The sequence below is a fragment of the Planobispora longispora genome (assembly GCF_016863135.1).
GTDB classification, from domain to species: domain Bacteria; phylum Actinomycetota; class Actinomycetes; order Streptosporangiales; family Streptosporangiaceae; genus Planobispora; species Planobispora longispora.
In genome coordinates this window covers 38,394-56,983 of sequence record NZ_BOOH01000017.1, presented here as the reverse complement: position 1 = coordinate 56,983, position 18,590 = coordinate 38,394, and the positions used below count along the sequence as shown (strand labels likewise).

General features: G+C 70.9%; 18 protein-coding genes. 13 read left to right on the top strand and 5 right to left on the bottom strand.

What is annotated here, in order from left to right; all coding sequences use genetic code 11:
- Positions 1 to 75: 75 nt before the first annotated feature.
- Positions 76 to 1,191 carry a phosphotransferase family protein gene (locus Plo01_RS10265; RefSeq protein ID WP_203890298.1) on the bottom strand — a complete coding sequence of 372 codons (1,116 nt, stop codon included), beginning with the start codon at positions 1,189 to 1,191 and terminating at the stop codon, positions 76 to 78.
- Positions 1,192 to 1,353: 162 nt separating this feature from the next.
- Between Plo01_RS10265 and Plo01_RS10260 the strand changes: the two genes are divergently transcribed.
- The 8 genes from Plo01_RS10260 to papA all read left to right on the top strand — a co-directional run bounded on the left by Plo01_RS10260 (position 1,354) and on the right by papA (position 8,733).
- Entirely contained in the window at positions 1,354 to 2,346 is a 993-nt protein-coding gene (locus tag Plo01_RS10260; RefSeq protein WP_203890297.1) for a phosphotriesterase family protein, read from the top strand.
- A 338-nt stretch (positions 2,347 to 2,684) separates the two neighbouring features.
- Positions 2,685 to 3,116 (top strand): isoamylase early set domain-containing protein, encoded by a 432-nt coding sequence (locus tag Plo01_RS10255; RefSeq protein ID WP_203890296.1) that lies wholly within the window; start codon positions 2,685 to 2,687, stop codon positions 3,114 to 3,116.
- Between the two features lie 169 nt (positions 3,117 to 3,285).
- Positions 3,286 to 4,347, top strand: coding sequence for a polysaccharide deacetylase family protein (locus tag Plo01_RS10250; protein ID WP_203890295.1), 1,062 nt, complete (start codon positions 3,286 to 3,288; stop codon positions 4,345 to 4,347).
- 19 nt (positions 4,348 to 4,366) lie between these two features.
- A complete protein-coding gene (locus tag Plo01_RS10245) occupies positions 4,367 to 5,266 on the top strand; it encodes a 1,4-dihydroxy-2-naphthoyl-CoA synthase (protein ID WP_203890370.1) in 900 nt (299 codons plus the stop codon).
- Between the two features lie 167 nt (positions 5,267 to 5,433).
- Positions 5,434 to 6,471, top strand: a complete 1,038-nt coding sequence (locus tag Plo01_RS10240; RefSeq protein ID WP_203890294.1) for a DUF2293 domain-containing protein — start codon at positions 5,434 to 5,436, stop codon at positions 6,469 to 6,471.
- Between the two features lie 102 nt (positions 6,472 to 6,573).
- Positions 6,574 to 6,948 (top strand): MmcQ/YjbR family DNA-binding protein, encoded by a 375-nt coding sequence (locus Plo01_RS10235; RefSeq protein WP_203890293.1) that lies wholly within the window; start codon positions 6,574 to 6,576, stop codon positions 6,946 to 6,948.
- A gap of 142 nt (positions 6,949 to 7,090) precedes the next feature.
- Entirely contained in the window at positions 7,091 to 8,287 is a 1,197-nt protein-coding gene (gene papB, locus Plo01_RS10230; RefSeq protein WP_203890292.1) for a PapB family radical SAM/SPASM ranthipeptide maturase, read from the top strand.
- A 71-nt stretch (positions 8,288 to 8,358) separates the two neighbouring features.
- A complete protein-coding gene (gene papA / locus Plo01_RS10225) occupies positions 8,359 to 8,733 on the top strand; it encodes a freyrasin family ranthipeptide (RefSeq protein WP_203890291.1) in 375 nt (124 codons plus the stop codon).
- A 20-nt stretch (positions 8,734 to 8,753) separates the two neighbouring features.
- Here papA and Plo01_RS10220 read toward each other — a convergent pair whose 3' ends face one another.
- A complete protein-coding gene (locus Plo01_RS10220; protein WP_203890290.1) occupies positions 8,754 to 9,287 on the bottom strand; it encodes a MarR family winged helix-turn-helix transcriptional regulator in 534 nt (177 codons plus the stop codon).
- 255 nt (positions 9,288 to 9,542) lie between these two features.
- Between Plo01_RS10220 and Plo01_RS10215 the strand changes: the two genes are divergently transcribed.
- The 3 genes from Plo01_RS10215 to Plo01_RS10205 are packed head-to-tail and all read left to right on the top strand — an operon-like array spanning position 9,543 to position 12,893.
- Positions 9,543 to 10,712 (top strand): flavin-dependent oxidoreductase, encoded by a 1,170-nt coding sequence (locus Plo01_RS10215; RefSeq protein ID WP_203890289.1) that lies wholly within the window; start codon positions 9,543 to 9,545, stop codon positions 10,710 to 10,712.
- Complete coding sequence (locus Plo01_RS10210) at positions 10,709 to 11,251, top strand: DUF3237 domain-containing protein (protein WP_203890288.1); 543 nt, start codon at positions 10,709 to 10,711, stop codon at positions 11,249 to 11,251. Before Plo01_RS10215 ends, Plo01_RS10210 begins: the two co-directional genes overlap by 4 nt.
- A gap of 43 nt (positions 11,252 to 11,294) precedes the next feature.
- Positions 11,295 to 12,893 (top strand): CocE/NonD family hydrolase, encoded by a 1,599-nt coding sequence (locus Plo01_RS10205; RefSeq protein WP_203890287.1) that lies wholly within the window; start codon positions 11,295 to 11,297, stop codon positions 12,891 to 12,893.
- Between the two features lie 58 nt (positions 12,894 to 12,951).
- On the opposite strand, the gene Plo01_RS10200 is transcribed toward Plo01_RS10205, so the two are convergent.
- On the bottom strand, positions 12,952 to 13,572 hold the full coding sequence (locus Plo01_RS10200) for a LysE family translocator (RefSeq protein WP_203890286.1): 621 nt from the start codon (positions 13,570 to 13,572) through the stop codon (positions 12,952 to 12,954).
- 107 nt (positions 13,573 to 13,679) lie between these two features.
- Positions 13,680 to 15,464 carry an LVIVD repeat-containing protein gene (locus tag Plo01_RS10195; RefSeq protein WP_203890285.1) on the bottom strand — a complete coding sequence of 595 codons (1,785 nt, stop codon included), beginning with the start codon at positions 15,462 to 15,464 and terminating at the stop codon, positions 13,680 to 13,682.
- A 306-nt stretch (positions 15,465 to 15,770) separates the two neighbouring features.
- Here Plo01_RS10195 and Plo01_RS10190 point away from each other — a divergent pair, with 306 nt between their 5' ends.
- Complete coding sequence (locus tag Plo01_RS10190; RefSeq protein WP_239316113.1) at positions 15,771 to 16,496, top strand: helix-turn-helix transcriptional regulator; 726 nt, start codon at positions 15,771 to 15,773, stop codon at positions 16,494 to 16,496.
- Between the two features lie 93 nt (positions 16,497 to 16,589).
- Entirely contained in the window at positions 16,590 to 17,186 is a 597-nt protein-coding gene (locus Plo01_RS10185; protein WP_203890284.1) for a hypothetical protein, read from the top strand.
- Positions 17,187 to 17,250: 64 nt separating this feature from the next.
- Here Plo01_RS10185 and kynU read toward each other — a convergent pair whose 3' ends face one another.
- Complete coding sequence (gene kynU, locus Plo01_RS10180; protein ID WP_203890283.1) at positions 17,251 to 18,531, bottom strand: kynureninase; 1,281 nt, start codon at positions 18,529 to 18,531, stop codon at positions 17,251 to 17,253.
- Positions 18,532 to 18,590 lie beyond the last annotated feature (59 nt).

The window sequence follows — 18,590 nt, the reverse complement described above, 5'->3', positions numbered from 1 at the left end:
AAAGCGATCAAAGCCGACAAGCTGGTCATCCCGCGTGTCGATAGCCGGCCGGTCGCACGACCGGCCGGGCCCCGTTCAGCCGGTACGGCCCGGCGCCCCGGCGAGCGCCGAGGCGCGGGCGATCAGGATCCGCACCGCGTCACCGAACCCCGCGAAGGCCGGGTTGGTGGTCTGACCGGCCCGGTAGCGGAACCAGATCTGCTGGGCGATCACCGCCAGCCGGAACAGGCCGAACACCTCGTAGAACTCCCACCGCCCCATCGGCAGGCCGGTCCGCGACAGGTAGCGCGCCACGAACTCCTCGCGCGTGGGCATCCCCGGCAGGTGCGTGGGCTGGCGGCGCAGCAGGCCGTACAGCTCGTCGTCGTCCGCCGTGATCCAGTAGGCCATCGCCGAGCCCAGCTCCATCAGCGGGTCCCCGACGGTGGCCATCTCCCAGTCCAGGACCCCCACGACCCGCGGCGGGCCGCTCATGTCCAGGACCAGGTTGTCGAGCTTCCAGTCGTTGTGGATCAGCCGGGTGGCGACGTCGTCCGGCTGATGCTCGGCCAGCCACGCCATCACAGCCTCGCCGTCCGGGACGTCGTCGGTCAGCGCGCCCCGGTAGCGGCGCGACCAGCCCTCGACCTGCCGCCGCACGTATCCCGGCCCCTTGCCGAGGCCTCCCAGGCCGGCGGCCTCCGGGTCCACGGCGTGCAGGCCGGCCAGGGTGTCGACGACGGTGTGCCCCAGGGCCCTGGCCCCGGCCTCGTCCAGCTCGATCCCGCGCGGGAGCTCGCGGCGCAGGATCGTGCCCTCGACCCGCTCCATCACGTAGAACTCGCCGCCCAGCACCGCGGGGTCGTCGCAGAAGGCCAGCATCTCCGGGACGGCCCCGAAGTGCGGCTTGAGCTGCCGCTGCACCGTGAACTCGCGCCGCATGTCGTGGGCGGAGGCGGCCTTGTGGCCGCGCGGCGGCCTGCGCATGATCAGGTCCTGCCCGTCGTACCGGAGCAGGTAGGTCAGGTTCGACACGCCCCCGCCGAACTGGCGGACCTCCGGGAGCCCGGTCAGGCCCGGCAGCCGGGACGACAGCCAGGCGTGCAGCGCGGCGACGTCGAAGGCGTCCTCCTGCCGGACCTCTCCGGCCTCCTCACGACCCGCGGAGCTCGCGGAGCTCGCGGAGCTCGCGGAGCTCGCGGAGCCGGTCATGTGACGTCCTGGGGGGCGACGGTTGCGATAGGCACGGGAAACTCCTTCGTCTGGGGCGATGACAACATACCAAACGGTCGGTACGCTCACGGGACCGCTGTTCCACCGGGAGGGGTCGCTCCGCCGGGAGAGGTCGCCCCGGTCCGACGGAAGGGGCTCCCCATGCCACAGGTCCACACCGTCCGCGGCCCGATCGACACCGCCGAGCTCGGCCGCACCTACATGCACGAGCACGTGTTCGTCCTCACCGCCGACGTCCAGCAGAACCACCCCGGTGAGTGGGGCGACGAGGAGCAGCGGGTCGCCGACGCGGTCGAGAAGCTCCGCGCGCTGGCGGCGCAGGGAGTCCGCACGATCGTCGATCCGACGGTCATCGGCCTCGGCAGGTACATCCCGCGCATCCAGCGCATCGCCGACCAGGTGCCCGAGCTCAACATCGTCGTGGCGACCGGCTGCTACACCTACGGCGACGTCCCGTTCTTCTTCCACTACCGGGGCCCGGGACTCAGCGCGGCGCTCGGCACGGAACTCCCCGACCCCATGGTCGACATGTTCGTCGGGGACATCGTGGACGGCATCGCCGGCACGGGGGTGCGGGCGAGCCTGCTCAAGTGCGCCATCGACCACGCCGGGATGACCGGCGGCGTGGAGCGGGTGATGCGGGCCGTGGCCAAGGCCCACCGTCAGACCGGCGCCCCCGTCACCGTGCACACGCACCCGGCCAGCCGCACGGGGCTGGAGGTCAAGCGGGTGCTCTGCGACGAGGAGGGCGTCGACCCGCGCCGCGTCGTGCTCGGGCACAGCGGCGACAGCACCGACGCCGACCACCTCACCGAGCTGGCGGAGGCCGGTTTCATCCTCGGCATGGACCGCTTCGGCGTCAACCTCGACACCACCTTCGAGGCGCGCGCCGACATCGTCGTCGAGCTGTGCCGGCGCGGCTTCGCCGGGCAGATGGTGCTCTCCCAGGACGCCGCCTGCTACATCGACTGGATCGACCCGAACGTCCTGCCCTTCCTGCCGCAGTGGCACTACCTCCACATCGAGCAGGAGGTGCTGCCCTACCTGCGCAAGCACGGCGTCACCGAGGAGCAGATCACCACGATGCTGGTCGACGTCCCCCGCCGCTACTTCGAGAACGCCTCCGCCTACTGACCCGGCCCTGCACCCAGAACCGAGATGTCGGGATACCGGGATACCGTGCCCACCTGGTCCATTCATGTCCGGATAGCGGCACGCTGACGTAAATCCTGTCCAAGGACCAGTGTGTTCCCGCCGTCCCCAGGGGATCAGAAACGAAGATTCTCATGGTCCGCCCGGATCGGACATCGCGGATCCCGGCCCTTGGTGATGCCCTTCACGACCGGCACGGACGGCCCTCCCCGCAACCCGCGGGGAGGGCCGTCCGTCCAGGTCGAGGTGCCCCCCGCCTGTCCTCCGATTCCCGGGCAGCGGCCATGAGGCGATCAGGCAGCGAGTTCAGGAGGACTTCAGTGATCAAGCGCGGCAAGCCGACCAAGAACGGACAGGTCAAGCTCACCTTCACCGTGCCGACCGAGCGGGCGCCGGGTGGGATCTCCCTTGTCGGCGACTTCAACGACTGGGACCCGTACGCCCACCCGATGCAGCAGAAGAACGACTCCTACCAGGTGACCGTCACCGTCCCCGCCGACCGGGACGTCTGCTTCCGCTACCTCGCCCACGGCGGCGTGTGGTTCGACGACGAGGACGCCGACCGCCACGACCACCACGGCGGCCACCTGAACGCGGCCACGACGCCCGCGGCCCCGGCGGAGACCACCGGCGCCCCCTCCGGGCGAGCGCACCGCCCGAAGACCGCCAAGATGCCCACCGGCCGGGTCGCGGCGAAGAAGTCCCTGGTCACGCCCATTTCCGCCGCGGCGCCCGTGCTCACCACGTCGTAACCCGGAGGGCACGCCGCAGTCCGGAGAGAACGCCGTAACACCCCCGATCCCCCCACCGGCTCACTCGCATTCCGCACCCTCCGCCTACGAACTCTTTGCCGGACACGGAGATGACCCCACGAAGCGGACGGGGAGAAGGTGCGTATCGTCAGTGAGTTGGGGAGACGCGATGAGCCGTCCGAAGATAGGCAGGGCCGCGGCAGCGGCTTTGGTGACGAGCGCCGCGCTGACCGGGTGCATGCCGTGGGACAGCGACGATGAGGACAAGGTGGTCTCGGCCGCCGCCAAGGCCAAGGCCGCGGCGGCGCAGAAAGCCGCCGCGCTCAAGGCGAAAAGGGATAGGGCCGCGAAGGCCAAGGCCAACGAGCTGGGGCAGATCCCCGTTCTGATGTACCACCGGGTGATCGAGAAACCGTCGAACACCGACGACCGCACACCCAAGCAGTTCCGCACGGAGCTGGAGCGGCTGGCGAAGGAGGGCTACGTCCCGATCACCGCCGCCGAGTACGTCACCGGCAACATCGGCATCCCCGAGGGACGGCACCCGGTCGTCATCACCTTCGACGACGCGTCGCCGTCGCAGCTGACCCTGGACGGGACGGGCGCGCCGGCGCCGGACACCGCCGTCGCCATCCTGCAGGAAGTCGCCAAGCGGCACCCGGGTTTCCGGCCGGTGGCGACGTTCTTCGTCACCCGCGACATGTTCGGCAAGAGCACGCCCGAGGAGCAGACGCAGATGCTCACGTGGCTGCACGACAACGGGTTCGACATCGGCAACCACACCTACGCCCACGTCAACCTCCTCGGCAGGTCCAAGAAGGAGGTCAACGCGGAGATCGTCCGGGGCCACCGGCTCATCACCAAGCTGATCAGCTCCGCGCCGGTGACGCTGGCGCTGCCGTACGGCAACCAGCCGAGCACGAAGACGTGGGGCCTCAAGGGGCGCTCCGGGGACGTCTCCTACAACTACGGGGGAGTCTTCCTCGCCGGATACACCCCCGCGCCCTCGCCGTTCGTCAAGGACTTCGACGCGGTCGGCATCCCCCGGATCCGGGCGATGGACAAGAAGGGCGACTGCGCCAAGTTCTGCTCCACCGCCTGGCTCGACTGGCTGAAGCAGAACCCCGGCGAGCGCTTCACCTCCGACGGCGACGCCAAGACGGTCGCCTACCCGAAGTTCAAGGCGCCCTTCATGGTCAAGCGTTTCACCGACCGCGCCGTGGCCTACTAACCTTTCCCGGATGACAGAGATGATCTCGGAGCTGTTCGATCCGGCGGCATGGCGTGAGGTGGAGGGCTTCGACTTCACCGACATCACCTACCACCGCGCCGTGGACCAGGGGACGGTGCGGATCGCCTTCAACCGGCCCGAGGTCCGCAACGCGTTCCGGCCCTCCACCGTGGACGAGCTCTACCGCGCGCTCGACCACGCCCGGATGAGCAGCGACGTGGGCTGCGTGCTGCTCACCGGGAACGGGCCCTCGCCCAAAGACGGCGGATGGGCCTTCTGCTCCGGCGGCGACCAGCGCATCCGGGGACGCGACGGCTACAGGTACGCCGCCGGGGAGACCGCGGAGACCGTCGACCCGGCACGGGCGGGCCGCCTGCACATCCTGGAAGTCCAGCGGCTGATCCGTTTCATGCCGAAGGTCGTGATCTGCGTGGTGCCGGGCTGGGCGGCGGGGGGCGGGCACAGCCTGCACGTGGTGGCCGACCTGACGCTCGCCAGCCGCGAGCATGCCCGCTTCAAGCAGACCGACGCCGACGTGGGCAGCTTCGACGGCGGATACGGCTCGGCCTACCTGGCCCGCCAGGTGGGCCAGAAGTTCGCCCGCGAGATCTTCTTCCTCGGCGACGTCTACACCGCCGAGGACGCCCACCGGATGGGCATGGTCAACGCCGTGGTCCCGCACGCGGAGCTGGAGAAGACCGCGCTGGAGTGGGGCCGGAAGATCAACGGCAAGAGCCCCACGGCCCAGCGCATGCTGAAGTACTCCTTCAACCTGATCGACGACGGGCTCGTCGGCCAGCAGCTCTTCGCGGGGGAGACCACCCGCCTGGCCTACATGACCGACGAGGCCGTCGAGGGCCGTGACGCGTTCCTGGAGAAGCGGGACCCCGACTGGAGCCCCTTCCCCTGGTACTTCTAGACGCCTGATACTCCTGGACATCCGGTACTTCTTGCCGCCTGGTACTTCCAGGTCGCGGGCGCTTCCGGCCCACGCCGGGAAACCGGCTTTCCGCGGAAAACCGGCCGGATCGGAGGCCCGTACCCCATGCGGATGCGGCCTCCGCCCGGCTCGGGCAAGCTGGGGCGATGACGAAGCTCGACCGGCGGGTGGCGGAGGCGGCGGAGGCCGCGCTCGCGCAGCGGAAGTTCGTGACCGTGATCGACGTGCTCACCGGGGTGCGCTGGCTGCAGGCCCGGCACGTCGACACCTGGCGGCAGGGCAGGGTGGCCGCGCTGGAGCAGCTCGCGGCCGTGGACGGCGCGAAGATGGCCGACGCGGTGGCGATCCTGCGGCGCTGGGCCGAGGAACGGGGGCTCGTGCCCGGCGAGACCTCCTACACCTCGGCCGCCCGCGACCGGGGCCCGCTCCGGTTCCTCACCGAGGGGGACGACGCCGCCTTCCGGGTCCACTGGATCTCCCCGGAGATGAGCGAGGCCCGGCGCAGGCAGCTCGCCGAGCGGCAGAGCAAGGCGCCCGACCTGACGGTGATCGAGTCGCAGCAGGCGTGGGAGTGCGCGGACTGCCGCGACACCGGCCCCTACCTGATCATGGAGGAGGGCGCTCCCCACTGCCTGACCTGCGCGGACCTGGACCACCTGGTCTTCCTCCCCGCGGGCGACGCGGCGCTCAGCCGCCGGGCGAAGAAGGAGAGCGGGCTGGCCGCGGTGGTGGTCCGCTTCAACTCCCGGCGCAAGCGGTACGAACGCCTGGGCATCCTGGTCGAGGAGGCCGCGCTGGCGCTGGCCGAGGAGCGGTGCCTGGCCGACGAGGAGGTACGGCTGCGCCGCCGCGAACGCGACCGCGATCGGCGGGCGCACGAGGACGTGCGGTTCCAGGCCGGGATGGCCGAGGAGATCGTCCGGCTGTTCCCGGGCTGCCCGCCGGAGCGGGCCGAGGGGATCGCCCGGCACGCCGGGCAGCGCGGCAGCGGCCGGGTGGGGAGGACGGCCGCCGCCCGGGTCCTCGACGAGAACGCCGTCACGCTCGCCGTGATCGCCTCGGTGCGGCACCTCGACACCGACTACGACCGGCTGCTGATGTCCGGGGTGCCCCGGGCCGAGGCCCGCGACCGGATCCGGGCGGACATCGACCGGGTGCTCGGCGCCTGGCGGGCGTCCGGCTGACCCGTCCGGCCGCGGGCGCCGGACCGTCCCGCGGCCCGCCCGGCCGCCCGGCCGCGGGCGCCGGACCGTGAAACTGTCGGTGCCCGGGCTCACAATGGCCGGATGGAGAAGTGGCGTGAGGTCCGCGAGACGGTGCGCGAGTTCGCCCTGCGGTTCCCGGAGTCCTACGAGGACCACCCCTGGGGTGAGACGGTCGTCAAGGTCAACAAGAAGATCTTCGTCTTCCTCGGCGTCGAGGAGCCGACCGAGAAGTGGAACCCCACCCTGGGGGTGAAGCTCCCGGAGTCGCACGGCCACGCGCTCGCCCTCGACGGAGTCGAGCCCTCGGGATACGGCCTCGGCAAGGCCGGGTGGGTGACGATCCCGCTGACGGGCGCGCTGCCCGAGACCGAGGTGCTGCTCGACTGGGTCGAGGAGAGCTACCGGGCCGTGGCCCCCAAGAAGCTCGTCGCCAAGATCGACATCCCGGAGGCCTGATCCACCTCCGGGGTAGGCGGAGCGTCAATTCTTACCAAGATGCCGGTGGGTAACCTATCGGCGCTTCCGGACAGGGGCATCACCCCCACGTTTCCACAGGTCGGCGAGGACAGCCGATCCCCGGACGAGGGAGCCGAGGCCCGTGATCAACCGTGTCTTTCTGGACATCGACCAGCGGCACCGGTCCTCCGGTCCCCGCCGGCCCGGCCTCTCCGGCCTGTCCCTCCAGGTGACCGACGCGTGCAATCTCGCCTGCTCGTACTGTTACTTCTACGACAAGGCCCCCGTCACCCTCACCCGGGAGATCGTCGACCGGTCGCTCGACCTCCTGGATCGCGAGCACGACGCGTCGGTCCCGGAATGGCACATCAACCTGTTCGGCGGCGAGCCGACGCTCCAGCCCGAGCTGATCCGCTACATCTGCGCGCGGGCCTCGGAGCGTGCCGCCTCCGCCGGCAAGAAGGCGAGCTTCTCGCTGACGACGAACGGCACCCGGTTCGACCGGCGCTTCCTGGAGCTCACCACCGAGTTCGGAATAGCCACCATGCTCAGCCTCGACGGCAACCGGGCGGCCCACGACCGGTTCAGGAAGTATCTCGACGGGCGCGGGTCGTACGACACGATCATGGACAATCTGGAGTGGCTGAAGGCGGCGCCGCATTTCAAGGTCCGCCTGACGATCTCGCCGCCGACCGTCCGGCATCTGGCCGACAGCGTCGAGGAGCTGATCGGGCTCGGGATCACCGGCATCGCGACGAGCCCGGTCGTGGAGGAGACCTGGAGCGAGGACGATCTCCTGGAGTTCGCATCGCAGTGGCAGCGGATCGCGGCGATGTACATCCGCGAGCGGCTCCGGGGGAACAGGATCTCGATCAAGGGTCTGGACACGCGTGAGTCCCGGGAACCACTGGAGATCTGCAAGGCGCCCGCGGCCTCTCACTCCGGATGCGGCGCCGCGACCAGCTTCGTCTTCGTGAACGCCTTCGGAGACCTCTACCCCTGTCACCGCTATCCGGGCTACTTCGACAAGTCACCGCAGGTACGGCTGGGCTCCGTCTTCACGGGGATCGACCAGGAGAAACGATCTCGCTACCTCGCCGCGAACCTGGCCTCGTCGAAGAAGGGGTGCGGATCCTTCGTCAGTTCGACGAAGGAGCGCGGGGCGTGCGGGGAGTGCGCGATCCAGGGAGCCTGCGGAGGGGCCTGCATGGCCGTCAACGAGTACCTGACGGGCGACCCGGCACAGCCTCCCTCGGTTCCGGGCGCCATCGAGCAGATCAAGCTGTCCGTGCTCAACCAGGTCCACACGTATCTCACCGCCCGGGAACCCGGCGCGTGAGTCACAGGAAGGGACCGCGTGGCCGGAGACCGCGGGGTCCAGCCGTAAAGGACGTGAAGGGAGAACGAACCATGCCGGAGAACAGCGGAAGCACACCGGACGACGGGGAAGACATCGCGGAGTTCACCATCAGGAGGCCGTTCAACGAGCAGCGGCTCCTCAAGTCGTCGGACTTCGATGAGGCGATCAAGAGGGACCTCCAGCTTCCCGACGTCGACACGATCCTGAAGGACCTCCAACGCGAGTACGGGATCCGGATCGGCCTCTCGCCCAACCTGATCCGGAAACTGGAGGCGATCAAGGAGAGTGCCTGCGAGGACTCCCCCGACCTGAGATTCGGGTGCTACTCGACGGACGTCTGCATCATCTGTGACACCAACGACTACTGCCCGACGTGCGACACGATGGACTGGTGCGTGGGCTCGCACGACACCCACCTGGTCTGAGCGGCCCGCCGGGGGGCCCTTCAGGGGGCGTCGTGCGGGCGGGCGGCGAGGACACGGGTGAGCAGGGCGGTGAGGCCGGCCCGCTCACCGGCGTCCAGCGACGAGAACCACTCCTGCTCCCGGCGGGTCTGCTCGGCGAAGGCCTCGCGGACGGCGGCCTCGCCCCCGGCGGTCAGCGCGACCGTCACGGCGCGCCGGTCCTCGGGCACGGGGCGCCGCTCGACCAGGCCGTCCCGTTCCAGCGTGTTGACCACGTTGGTCACCGCCGAACGCGACATCACGGAGATCTCGGCGAGCCGGGCGGGCTGGGTCGGGCCCAGCAGCCAGAGCTTGAACATCAGGCGGAACCCGGGGAGCGTCCAGCCGCGCGGGCGGTGGATGCGCGTCTCCAGGTCCGTCACGAGCAGGTAGGCCAGCTGGAGCAGGCTGTAGGCCAGCTCGAACGCCTCGGCGTCGGCCGGGGGCGGCATGGCGGCCAGGCGCTGCCTGGCGTAGGCGGCGTACAGCAGGTCCGCCTTGGCCCCCGGCTCCCCGGCGCCCGCCAGACCCGCCATCCCCCCGGCCCGCGTCCCCTCCGCGCCATCGGCCCGCGGGCCTTCCGTACCCGTCGGGCTCGCCGCCCTTCCGGCCCGCGGGCTCTCCGCACCCGCCGCTCCGCCGGCCCGCGGGTCCCCCGTACGCGTCACGCCCGCCACTCCTCCGGTCCCCGGTCCGGGGTCTCCGCTCACCGTTCCCACCGGGCAAGTCTTGCGTAGACCCTCCCCCGGCGTGGATATTGTTATGGCTGTAACAATATTCGGGAGGTCCTCGTGCGCATCGTCATCGCCGGTGGCGGGATCGGCGGCCTGACCGCCGCCCTCAGCCTGCACGCCGCCGGCTTCGAGGACCTGACCGTCCACGAGGCCGCCCCGGAGCTGCGGCCCCTGGGCGTGGGCATCAACCTGCTCCCCCACGCGGTGCGGGAGCTGACCGAGCTGGGCCTCGCCGACCGGCTGGCGGGGATCGGGGTGGCCACCGCCGAGCTGGCCTACTTCAACCGGTACGGCGCCCCCATCTGGTCCGAGCCCCGGGGCCTGGACGCGGGCTACGCCTGGCCGCAGTACTCCGTGCACCGGGGGCGGCTGCAGATGCTGCTGCTGGAGGCCGTGATCGAGCGGCTCGGGCCGCGGGCCGTGCGGACCGGGAGCAGGATCACCGGCCCCGGCGAGGAGGACCTGCTCATCGGCGCGGACGGCATCCACTCGGCGGTCCGCGCGCACCTGTTCCCCGGCGAGGGCCCGCCCCCGTGGAACGGCCTGGTCCTGTGGCGCGGCATGACGTACGGCAAGCCGTTCCTGACCGGGCGATCCATGATCATGGCCGGGGACGGGACGCGGAAGTTCGTCGCCTACCCGATCGAGACGGGCGAGCGCACCCTGATCAACTGGATCGCCGAGCAGCCCCTGGAGGGCGAGGCCCCCGACCGCGGCGACTGGAACCGGCCGGCGGACCTGGGCGAGATCGGGCGGCACTTCGCGGACTGGCGCTTCGACTGGCTCGACGTGCCCGGGATCATCGCCGGGGCGGAGGCCGCCTACGAGTACCCGATGGTGGACCGCGAGCCGCTGCCGTACTGGACCTCGGGGAACGTCACCCTGCTGGGCGACGCCGCCCACGCGATGTACCCGATCGGGTCCAACGGCGCGTCCCAGGCGATCATCGACGCCCGCGTGCTCGCGCACTCCCTGGCCCACGGCGACCTGGCGGCCTACGAGGCGGCCCGCCGTCCCGCCACGACCGCCCTGCAGCTGTCCAACCGGCGGATGGGACCCGAGGTCGTGATGAAGCTCGCCCACGAACGCGCGCCGGAGGGCTTCGACGACATCGAGGACGTCGTCCCCTACGCGGAGCGGGCCGAGATCGCCGCCTCCTACAAGCGCACGGCCGGGTTCGACCCGGCCTCCCTCAGCGGGCGTCCCTCGTGGAGCGTGACGCGATGAGCACCGAACCACCCTCCGGACCGTCCGCCGAGCCGCCCTCCGGACCGCGCCGTGAGCCCTCCCCCGGGCCGCGCCGGAGCGCCGCGCCCGTGGATCTCGAACCGCTCGCCACGTTTCACGTGGAACTCGACCCGATCCTCGATCTGGGCGACTCGCAGTGGGGCCGCCGACGAGTGATCAACATCGTGGGCGGATCGTTCGAGGGCCCCAGGCTGTCCGGTGACATCCTGCCCGGCGGGGCCGACTGGCAGGTCGTGCACCCCGACGGCATGGCCAGCATCGACACCCGCTACACGCTGCGCACCCACGACGGCGCCCACCTCTACATCTCCACCTCCGGCGTACGGCACGGCCCCCGCGAGGTCCTCGACCGCCTGGCCCGGGGGGAGGCCGTGAACCCGGCCGAGTACTACTTCCGGCTGTTCTGCCGTTTCGAGACCGGTGACGACCGCTACCTGTGGCTCAACCGGACCCTCGCCGTGGCCTCCGGGGCCCGCACCGCCGACGCCGTCCGCTACGACGCCTACGCCCTCACCTGACCAGCCGTCATCCCGCCCCGACGCCCCCCTTGAGGAACCCGCGATGCCGAAGCTGAACCGCCCCCCGCTCCCGCTGAGCGTCGAGCACGACGCCCCCGTGCCGATGCGCGACGACACGATCCTGCGGGGCGACGTGCACCGCCCGGCCGAGGGCGGGCCGTTCCCCACCCTGCTGGTGCGCACGCCGTACGGCGAGAACACCTTCCGTTCGATCCCGGTCGTCCCCGCGCTGGAGGCCGGGTTCGCGGTGGTGCTCCAGCACTGCCGGGGGCGCGGCGGCAGCGACGGGGAGTTCCGGCCGTGGCTGGACGAGGGCGCCGACGGCCACGACACGATCGCCTGGATCACCGCGCAGCCGTGGTCGAACGGCGAGGTCGTCATGAGCGGCATGTCCTACCTGGCCGGGTGCGCCCTCCAGGCCGCGGCCACGCGCCCGCCGGGCCTGAAGGCGGTGGTCGCCTCGATGACGCCGCACGACTTCCACGACGGGCTGAAGTACCACGGCGGGGCGTTCGCGCTGGGCTCGGCCCTGAACTGGGGGGCGATGCAGACGATGCTCGGGCTGCTGCACGGCATGGAGGCGGGTGAGGACGTCGGCGCCGGGTTCGGCGCGATCCTGCCCGTCCTGGGCGACCAGGCCGCCGCCGCGCGCACCCTGCCGCTGAGCGACATCCCGGGCATCCCCTGGTGGAATGACTGGATCTCCCACCCGGACCGCGACGCGTACTGGCGGGAGCTGGCCGAGACGCTGCGGCACGACCGGATCGAGGTGCCGGTCATGCATGTGGCGGGCTGGTTCGACCTGTTCCTGTCCGGGACGCTGGAGAACCACCGCCGCCTGGGCGGCCCGCTGGTCATCGGCCCCTGGACCCACCTGGCGCCGGGAGCCTCGGGCGCCGGGCGGCTGGACTTCGGGTTCTTCGCCTCGGCGCAGGCGATCCGGCTGGAGCAGCGCCAGCTGGCCTTCCTGAAGGGCGAGGACACCGGTCCCGCCGTGAAGATCTTCGTCATGGGCGACGACGTCTGGCGCGACGAGGAGGCCTGGCCCCTGGCCCGCGCGGTGGAGACCCGCTACTACCTGCACGCCGACGGCCTGCTCTCGCCCGCGCCCCCCTCGGCGACCGAGCCGGCCACGTTCACCTACGACCCCCGCGACCCGGTCCCCACGGTCGGCGGCCCGCTCCTGCTGCCCGACCCCACCAACGTCGGCCCCCAGGACCAGCGCGACGTCGAACTCCGGCCGGACGTGCTCTGCTTCACCACCGACGTGCTCACCGGGGACGTCGAGGTGACCGGGCCCCTGTCGGTGACGCTGCACGCCTCCACCTCGGCGGCGGGCACCGACTGGACCGCGAAGCTGGTCGACGTGCACCCCGACGGCCGGGCCATGAGCGTGATCGACGGGATCGTGCGGGCCTCGGCGCCGTCCGGGGTGCACGAGATCGACCTCGTGGCCACCAGCCAGGTCTTCAAGGCCGGGCACCGCATCCGGGTGGAGGTCTCCAGCTCCAACTTCCCGCGCTTCGACCGCAACCCCGGCACCGGCCGCACCTCCGCCGAGACCGCCGAGCACGAGCTGGTCCTCCAGCACCAGGCCGTCTTCCCCGGCTCCCACATCACCCTGCCGATCGTTCCCCGCTGAGCGGCAGGGCCCCGGCGCATCGGAACCGGGGCGACAGGACCCGGCGCGTCAGGAGGGGTCAGGGCTGCTGCCAGGCCAGGCGGATGGCGAAGCCCACCAGGAGCACGCCGGTGACCTGCTCGATCCTGGCCCGCACCCGGGGCGTGCGCAGCAGCGCGCCGAGGCGGGCGACGATCACGTTGTAGAGGCTGAACCAGAGGAGGTACAGCCCCGCGAAGATCGCCGACAGCAGCAGGGCCCGGCCCAGGGTGTTGCCCTGGGTGGGCAGGAACTGCGGCAGGAACGTCACGAAGAACAGCGCCACCTTGGGGTTGAGCACGTTCGACAGCAGGCCGTTGCGGATGTGCTGGAGCGGGGAGCACCGTTCCGGCGCGGCGTCGGGGGTCACGACGGCGGCGGCCGTACGGCGGCTGGCGCGCAGGGACTGCACGCCGAGCCAGAGAAGGTAGATCACGCCCACGACCTTCAGCACGGTGAAGGCGGTGGCGGAGGCCAGCAGCAGGGCGGAGAGCCCGACGGCGGCGGCGGTGGCGTGGACGGTCAGGCCGATCAGGCCGCCGAACATGGTCAGCAGGCCGGCGGTGCGGCCGAAGGCGAGAGCGTTGCGGGTGATCAGGGCCTGGTCGGGCCCGGGAATCATGATCATTACAAACGCCGTGACCGCGAAGGTCGTCAGCATGGAACGGGGGTCTCCCTGAACGCGTGGTGAAACAAGTGCCTTGTGGGCTCGTTCATCCTATTCGTCCAGAGAGACCCTGAATCAACCGACCGGTAGCGTGATGTGAGTTACCGGGCGGAGGTACGGAAGGGCGCGGCCGGCCTGCCCAGGTTCGGCGCGCCGAGCAGCGCCCGGGAGGAGAGGGCGTAGATCCCGTCGTTGGTGAAGGCCCAGACGATCTTCCGGTCCCACTCGACGTAGACGGCGTGGGTCTGGTTGCCCAGCGCGTAGTCCGGGACGTTCTCGCTGAACCCGGCCGGGACGAACTGGGCCGCGATCTTCGGACGCCTGATGTCGCGGGTGTCGAAGAACTGCACGCCCGCGTTGTAGAACGCGTACGGCAGCAGTCCGGCCTCCGGGTCCCCCGGCGAGGTGTAGGAGCCCGAGCGCTTGGGACCGAAGCTCCCGCCGCGCTGGCAGTAGTCGGCGAACCTCGCGCCCTCCGCGGGCCGCGGCCGGGGCAGCGCGCCGACGATCCGGGGCGAGCGCGGGTCGCGGACGTCGATCTGGAAGACGTCCTTGTACGGCTCGCGGCAGTCCTCGCCCAGCGGGTAGCCGGAGACGTAGATCATGCCGGTCTTCTCGAACTGCGAGACGTCCACGTTGTCCGCCTCGGTGCCGCCGACGGACATCGGCAGGTCGAGGTGGGCGACCTCCCTCATCTTCGCCGGGTCGGAGATGTCCAGCACCGAGAGGCCGAAGCCGCCCAGCGCCGCGAAGCCGTACCGCCCGCCCTCCTCGATCGGCGTCGGGATGAACAGCGGCATCCGCGCGCCCATCCAGGAGGTCTGGTTGCCGCAGCGCGGGTTGCGCGCGTAGGCGGCGGACTCGTCGGCGACCTGGCCCTTCCTGTGCCACTCGCCGACCTTCCTCGGGTTGGCCGGGTCGGACATGTCGTAGGCCTGGTAGCCGGCCGAGTACAGGTAGGTCGGCACCTCGGTGTTGCTCCAGGTGTCCAGCGGCGCGACGGCGACGAACATGTGCTTCCCGCCGGTCCAGTACGGCACGTCCAGCGAGCCGGAGCCCTGCTGCGGCCCGGTGACCGGCGCGTTGAGCGGGTCGGCCACGCTCGCGTCGGTGGTGACCGTGGACAGCAGCTTCCAGTCCTTCTTCCGGGGCCCGTCGAGCCGGTAGACCTTGAAGCCCTTGAAGCTCGTCTGCGCCCGGAGCGCCGCCACGCCCTCGGGGTTGTCGAACTTCGTGCGCCCCAGCGCGTCGCCCAGCTCGCCGACCTGGCGCTTCTGCTCGAAGCTCTGCACCATCACGTACGCCTTGAGCTTCGCGCTCCACTGGATCGTCGAGGCGCCCCAGTAGTCGTGGGCGTCCCAGTCCTTCCCCTTGTGCAGCTCGACGTTCTCCCCGTAGGGGACCTTCACGTCGGAGCGGCTCAGCCGCTCGACGATCCTCACCTTCCGCACGTCGGTGACGTCGTAGACGCGGGCCTCGCTGCGGTCGTACTGGAACAGGTAGCGGCGGCCGTCGAAGTCGACGATGTTCTGCCAGGTGTGGAAGTAGTCCGGGGTGAAGTCCGCGCCCCGGTAGGCGGCCTCGACCTTGATCGGTCCCTCGATGTGGGAGCGCGGGTCGTAGCCCTTGGTCTTCGGGAACAGGTCCCGCGCGCCGCCGGGGAAGGCGTGGCGCTCCTCGCTGGCCGGAGTCAGCGACGGGTGCCGGAAGGAGCCGTCGAGCTGCATGCCGTACGTTCCGGCCCCGGGCTCGGACGGACGGCGGTCGCCGCAGACGGAGGGGATGTTCGGATCGTCGGGGGCCGTCGCCCGCGCCGCCGTGCCGGAGGTGAGGAGGAGTCCCGCAACACCGGAGGTGACCAGGGCATGCCGGAGAAAGTGACGCATGGCGCGGCCTTTCGCACAGGAAGGGGGGAACGCGCCCAGCCTCGCCCCTGAGGCCTCTCCCGTACCATCCGCCGTTCCACAGGATGGAACCACCGGCGTTCCGCCATGTGGAACGGAGGTCTTCCTGAACGCGCGGTGAAACAAGTGCCTTGCAGGCGCATTACTCCTATTCATCCGAATACCCCGAGATCCACCCGGTCTGGGAAAATCGACGGAGGAATGCTCCCGGAGTGGATCACACCGGCCAGAATTCGCCGGGGATATCCGAACCGGGCACGAAGGCGGCGTCGACGGAGAAGGAGGCGTGTGGACGAGAACGTGTCACTGGCTCGGCTCGCCCACCGGCTGGAGGAGGCCGTGAACGAGTTACGCGGCATCCCCGTCGGCGTCGAGCGGCTGGAGGACGGCGAACTCATCCTGCAGCAGATCGCCCACGCCATGGGCGCCTCCGACGAAGTGCGCGCCATGTACCCGACGGGCACGCCGGAGGTCGGCCGCCGGGGGCGGAGGAACATGCCCGAATTCCTCGTCGCCCTGCGGCGCGGCATGCGGGCCCGGCTGATCATCCACACGAGCATGCTGGACGACCCGGTCAGCGCGGCCCGGGTCAGGGAGATGCACGCCGGCGGCACCCTGTACCGGATCATCGACGAGCCGATCCAGCAGCTGCTCGTCTTCGACCGTTCCGTGGCGTTCCTCCGGGTCACCCCCGTCGCCCACGCACCGGGCGCCCTCCTCATCAGGCAGCAGAGCCTGATCGCCGCCTTCATCGACCTGTTCGAGCAGACCTGGGCCAGGAGCAGGGAGGCCACCGAACCGGCGTACCGGCTGACCCCGCGCGAGCACGAGGTCCTCGCCCTGATCGCCGAGGGGCGCTCCAACGGCGCCGTCGCCCGCGCCCTGTCCATCACGGAGGCCGCCGTCGGCAAACACATCGCCAGTGTGTTCACCAAACTCGGACTCCCCAACACCGAGGACGACAACCGGCGGGTGCTCGCGGTGCTGGCCTATCTGCGCGGCTCGGTGCGGTAACGGCGCGGGGGTAGGGATAGACCTACCACGTCCTCGCCCCAGCCTCCATGCGGGCGAGATCGATTACGGACTTCAATGGACGTCATGCAACGTATGACTGGATTATTGGTCGGCGCGGTCTTCGGCGCGGTCTTCGTCGTCATCAACGCGCAGAGCCCGCTGAACACCCTGACCGCCGGCCTCCTGCGGGTGATCGCCTGCCTGGCGGCCGCGAGCGTCCTCGCCATGTGGTTCCTCACCGTCCGAAGAGAACGGTCCGCCGGGACGCCCGCCGCGGCGTCCGCCGGGACCACCCCGTCCGCCGGGACCGCGCGGCCCGGCGGTCCGGGCATGTACGGCCGCGGCTACCTGGTCATCCTCGTCGCCGAGGTGGTCCTGCTCTACGGCGGGCTCCAGGTGCTGGCCGCCTGGGAACGTCCCGTGCAGACCAACGTCGCCTGGATCGCCCTCGTGGTCGGCGTGCACTTCATCGCGCTGGCGCCCGTGTGGAAGGACTGGATGATCGCCGTGCCCGGCACGGTCCTGTCCCTGCTCGGCGTCGCCGGCCTCGTCATGGTGTCCACCGGCGCCCTGGACTGGGTGCCGTTCGTCAGCGGAGTGCTCTCCGGGGTGGTGCTCCTGGTCGGGTGCGTCGCCTTCGGCTGGCGCATCATGGCGGCCACCCGGGCTCAGGCCGTCCAGACGGTCTGAACCCGGGGCCCCGGCCCCCGATCCCTGGGAGTCCCCGAATCCCTGAGAGCGTCCGCAGCCGCCCTCAGGTCACGGTGAGGCGCTGCTGGTACCTCTCCTCGCGCCAGTGCTCCTTCTCCAGCACCTCGGCCAGCGTGACCGCCGCGTCGTAGACGTCCGCGAACCGGATGTAGAGCGGGGCGAAGCCGAAGCGGAGCAGGTCCGGGGCGCGGAAGTCGCCGTGCACGCCCCGGTCGATCAGGGCGCGCATGACCGGGTAGCCGTCGGGGTGGAGGAAGCTGACCTGGCTGCCGCGCCGCTCCGGGTCGCGCGAGGAGGCGAGCGTGAGGCCGTACGGCGCGCAGAGCTCCTCCACCAGCTCGATGAAGAGCGAGGTCAGAGCCACGCTCTTGGCCCGCAGCTGCGACAGGTCCACCCGCTCCCAGATGTCCAGCGAGGCGTTGAGCGCGGCGAAGGACACCACGTGCGGAGTGCTCACGGTGAAGCGCCGGATGCCCTCGGCCGGGCGGTAGAAGGGCTCGAACGCGAACGGCGCGGCGTGACCGTGCCAGCCGGACAGCAGGTGCTCGGTCGCGTTCTGGTGGCGCGGGTGCACGTAGACGAACGCCGGGGAGCCGGGGCCGCCGTTGAGGTACTTGTAGGTGCAGCCGACCGCGAAGTCCGCCGCGGTCACGTCCACCTGGAAGGCGCCCGCGCTGTGGCACAGGTCCCAGATCATCAGCGCGCCGGCCGCCTGCACCCGCGCGGTCACCCCGGCGGTGTCGTGGCGGTCGCCGGTGCGGTAGTCGACCTCGGACAGCAGGACGCACGCGACGTCGTCGTCCAGCGCCCCGGCCAGGCCCTCGGAGCCGCGCACGTCGCGGATCTCGTAGTCACCCAGCCCCTTGACCAGGCCCTGGACCATGTACCGGTCGGTCGGGAAGTTCTCCAGGTCGGAGATGATCACACGGCGTCCCGGGCGGAGCCGCAGGGCCGCCGAGACGGCCTTGACGATCGCGATCGAGGTGCTCTCGCCCACCACGACCTGACCGGGGCCCGCGCCGATCAGCGGGGCGATCCGGTCGCCGGTGGTCTCCGGCAGGTCGAACCACCCGGCGGCGTTCCAGCCGCCGACCAGCCGGCCCGCCCACTCGTCCTCCACGACCCGCGTGACCGCGGCCGAGGCGGTCTTCGGCGGGGCGCCGAGCGAGTTGCCGACGAGATAGATCGTCCCCTCGGGGAGGACGAACTCGTCCCTGAAGTCCTTGAGGGGGTCCGCGGCGTCGAGCGCGACGCAGTCCGCGCGGCTGATTGTCACGAGTCGTCTCCGGAGTAGGTCCTTACCGATGCCCCCATCATCGGACATCGACGGTGGTCAGAGCATCACCGGGTTCCAGGGAACGGAACTCCCGGCTCCTCCTGCCG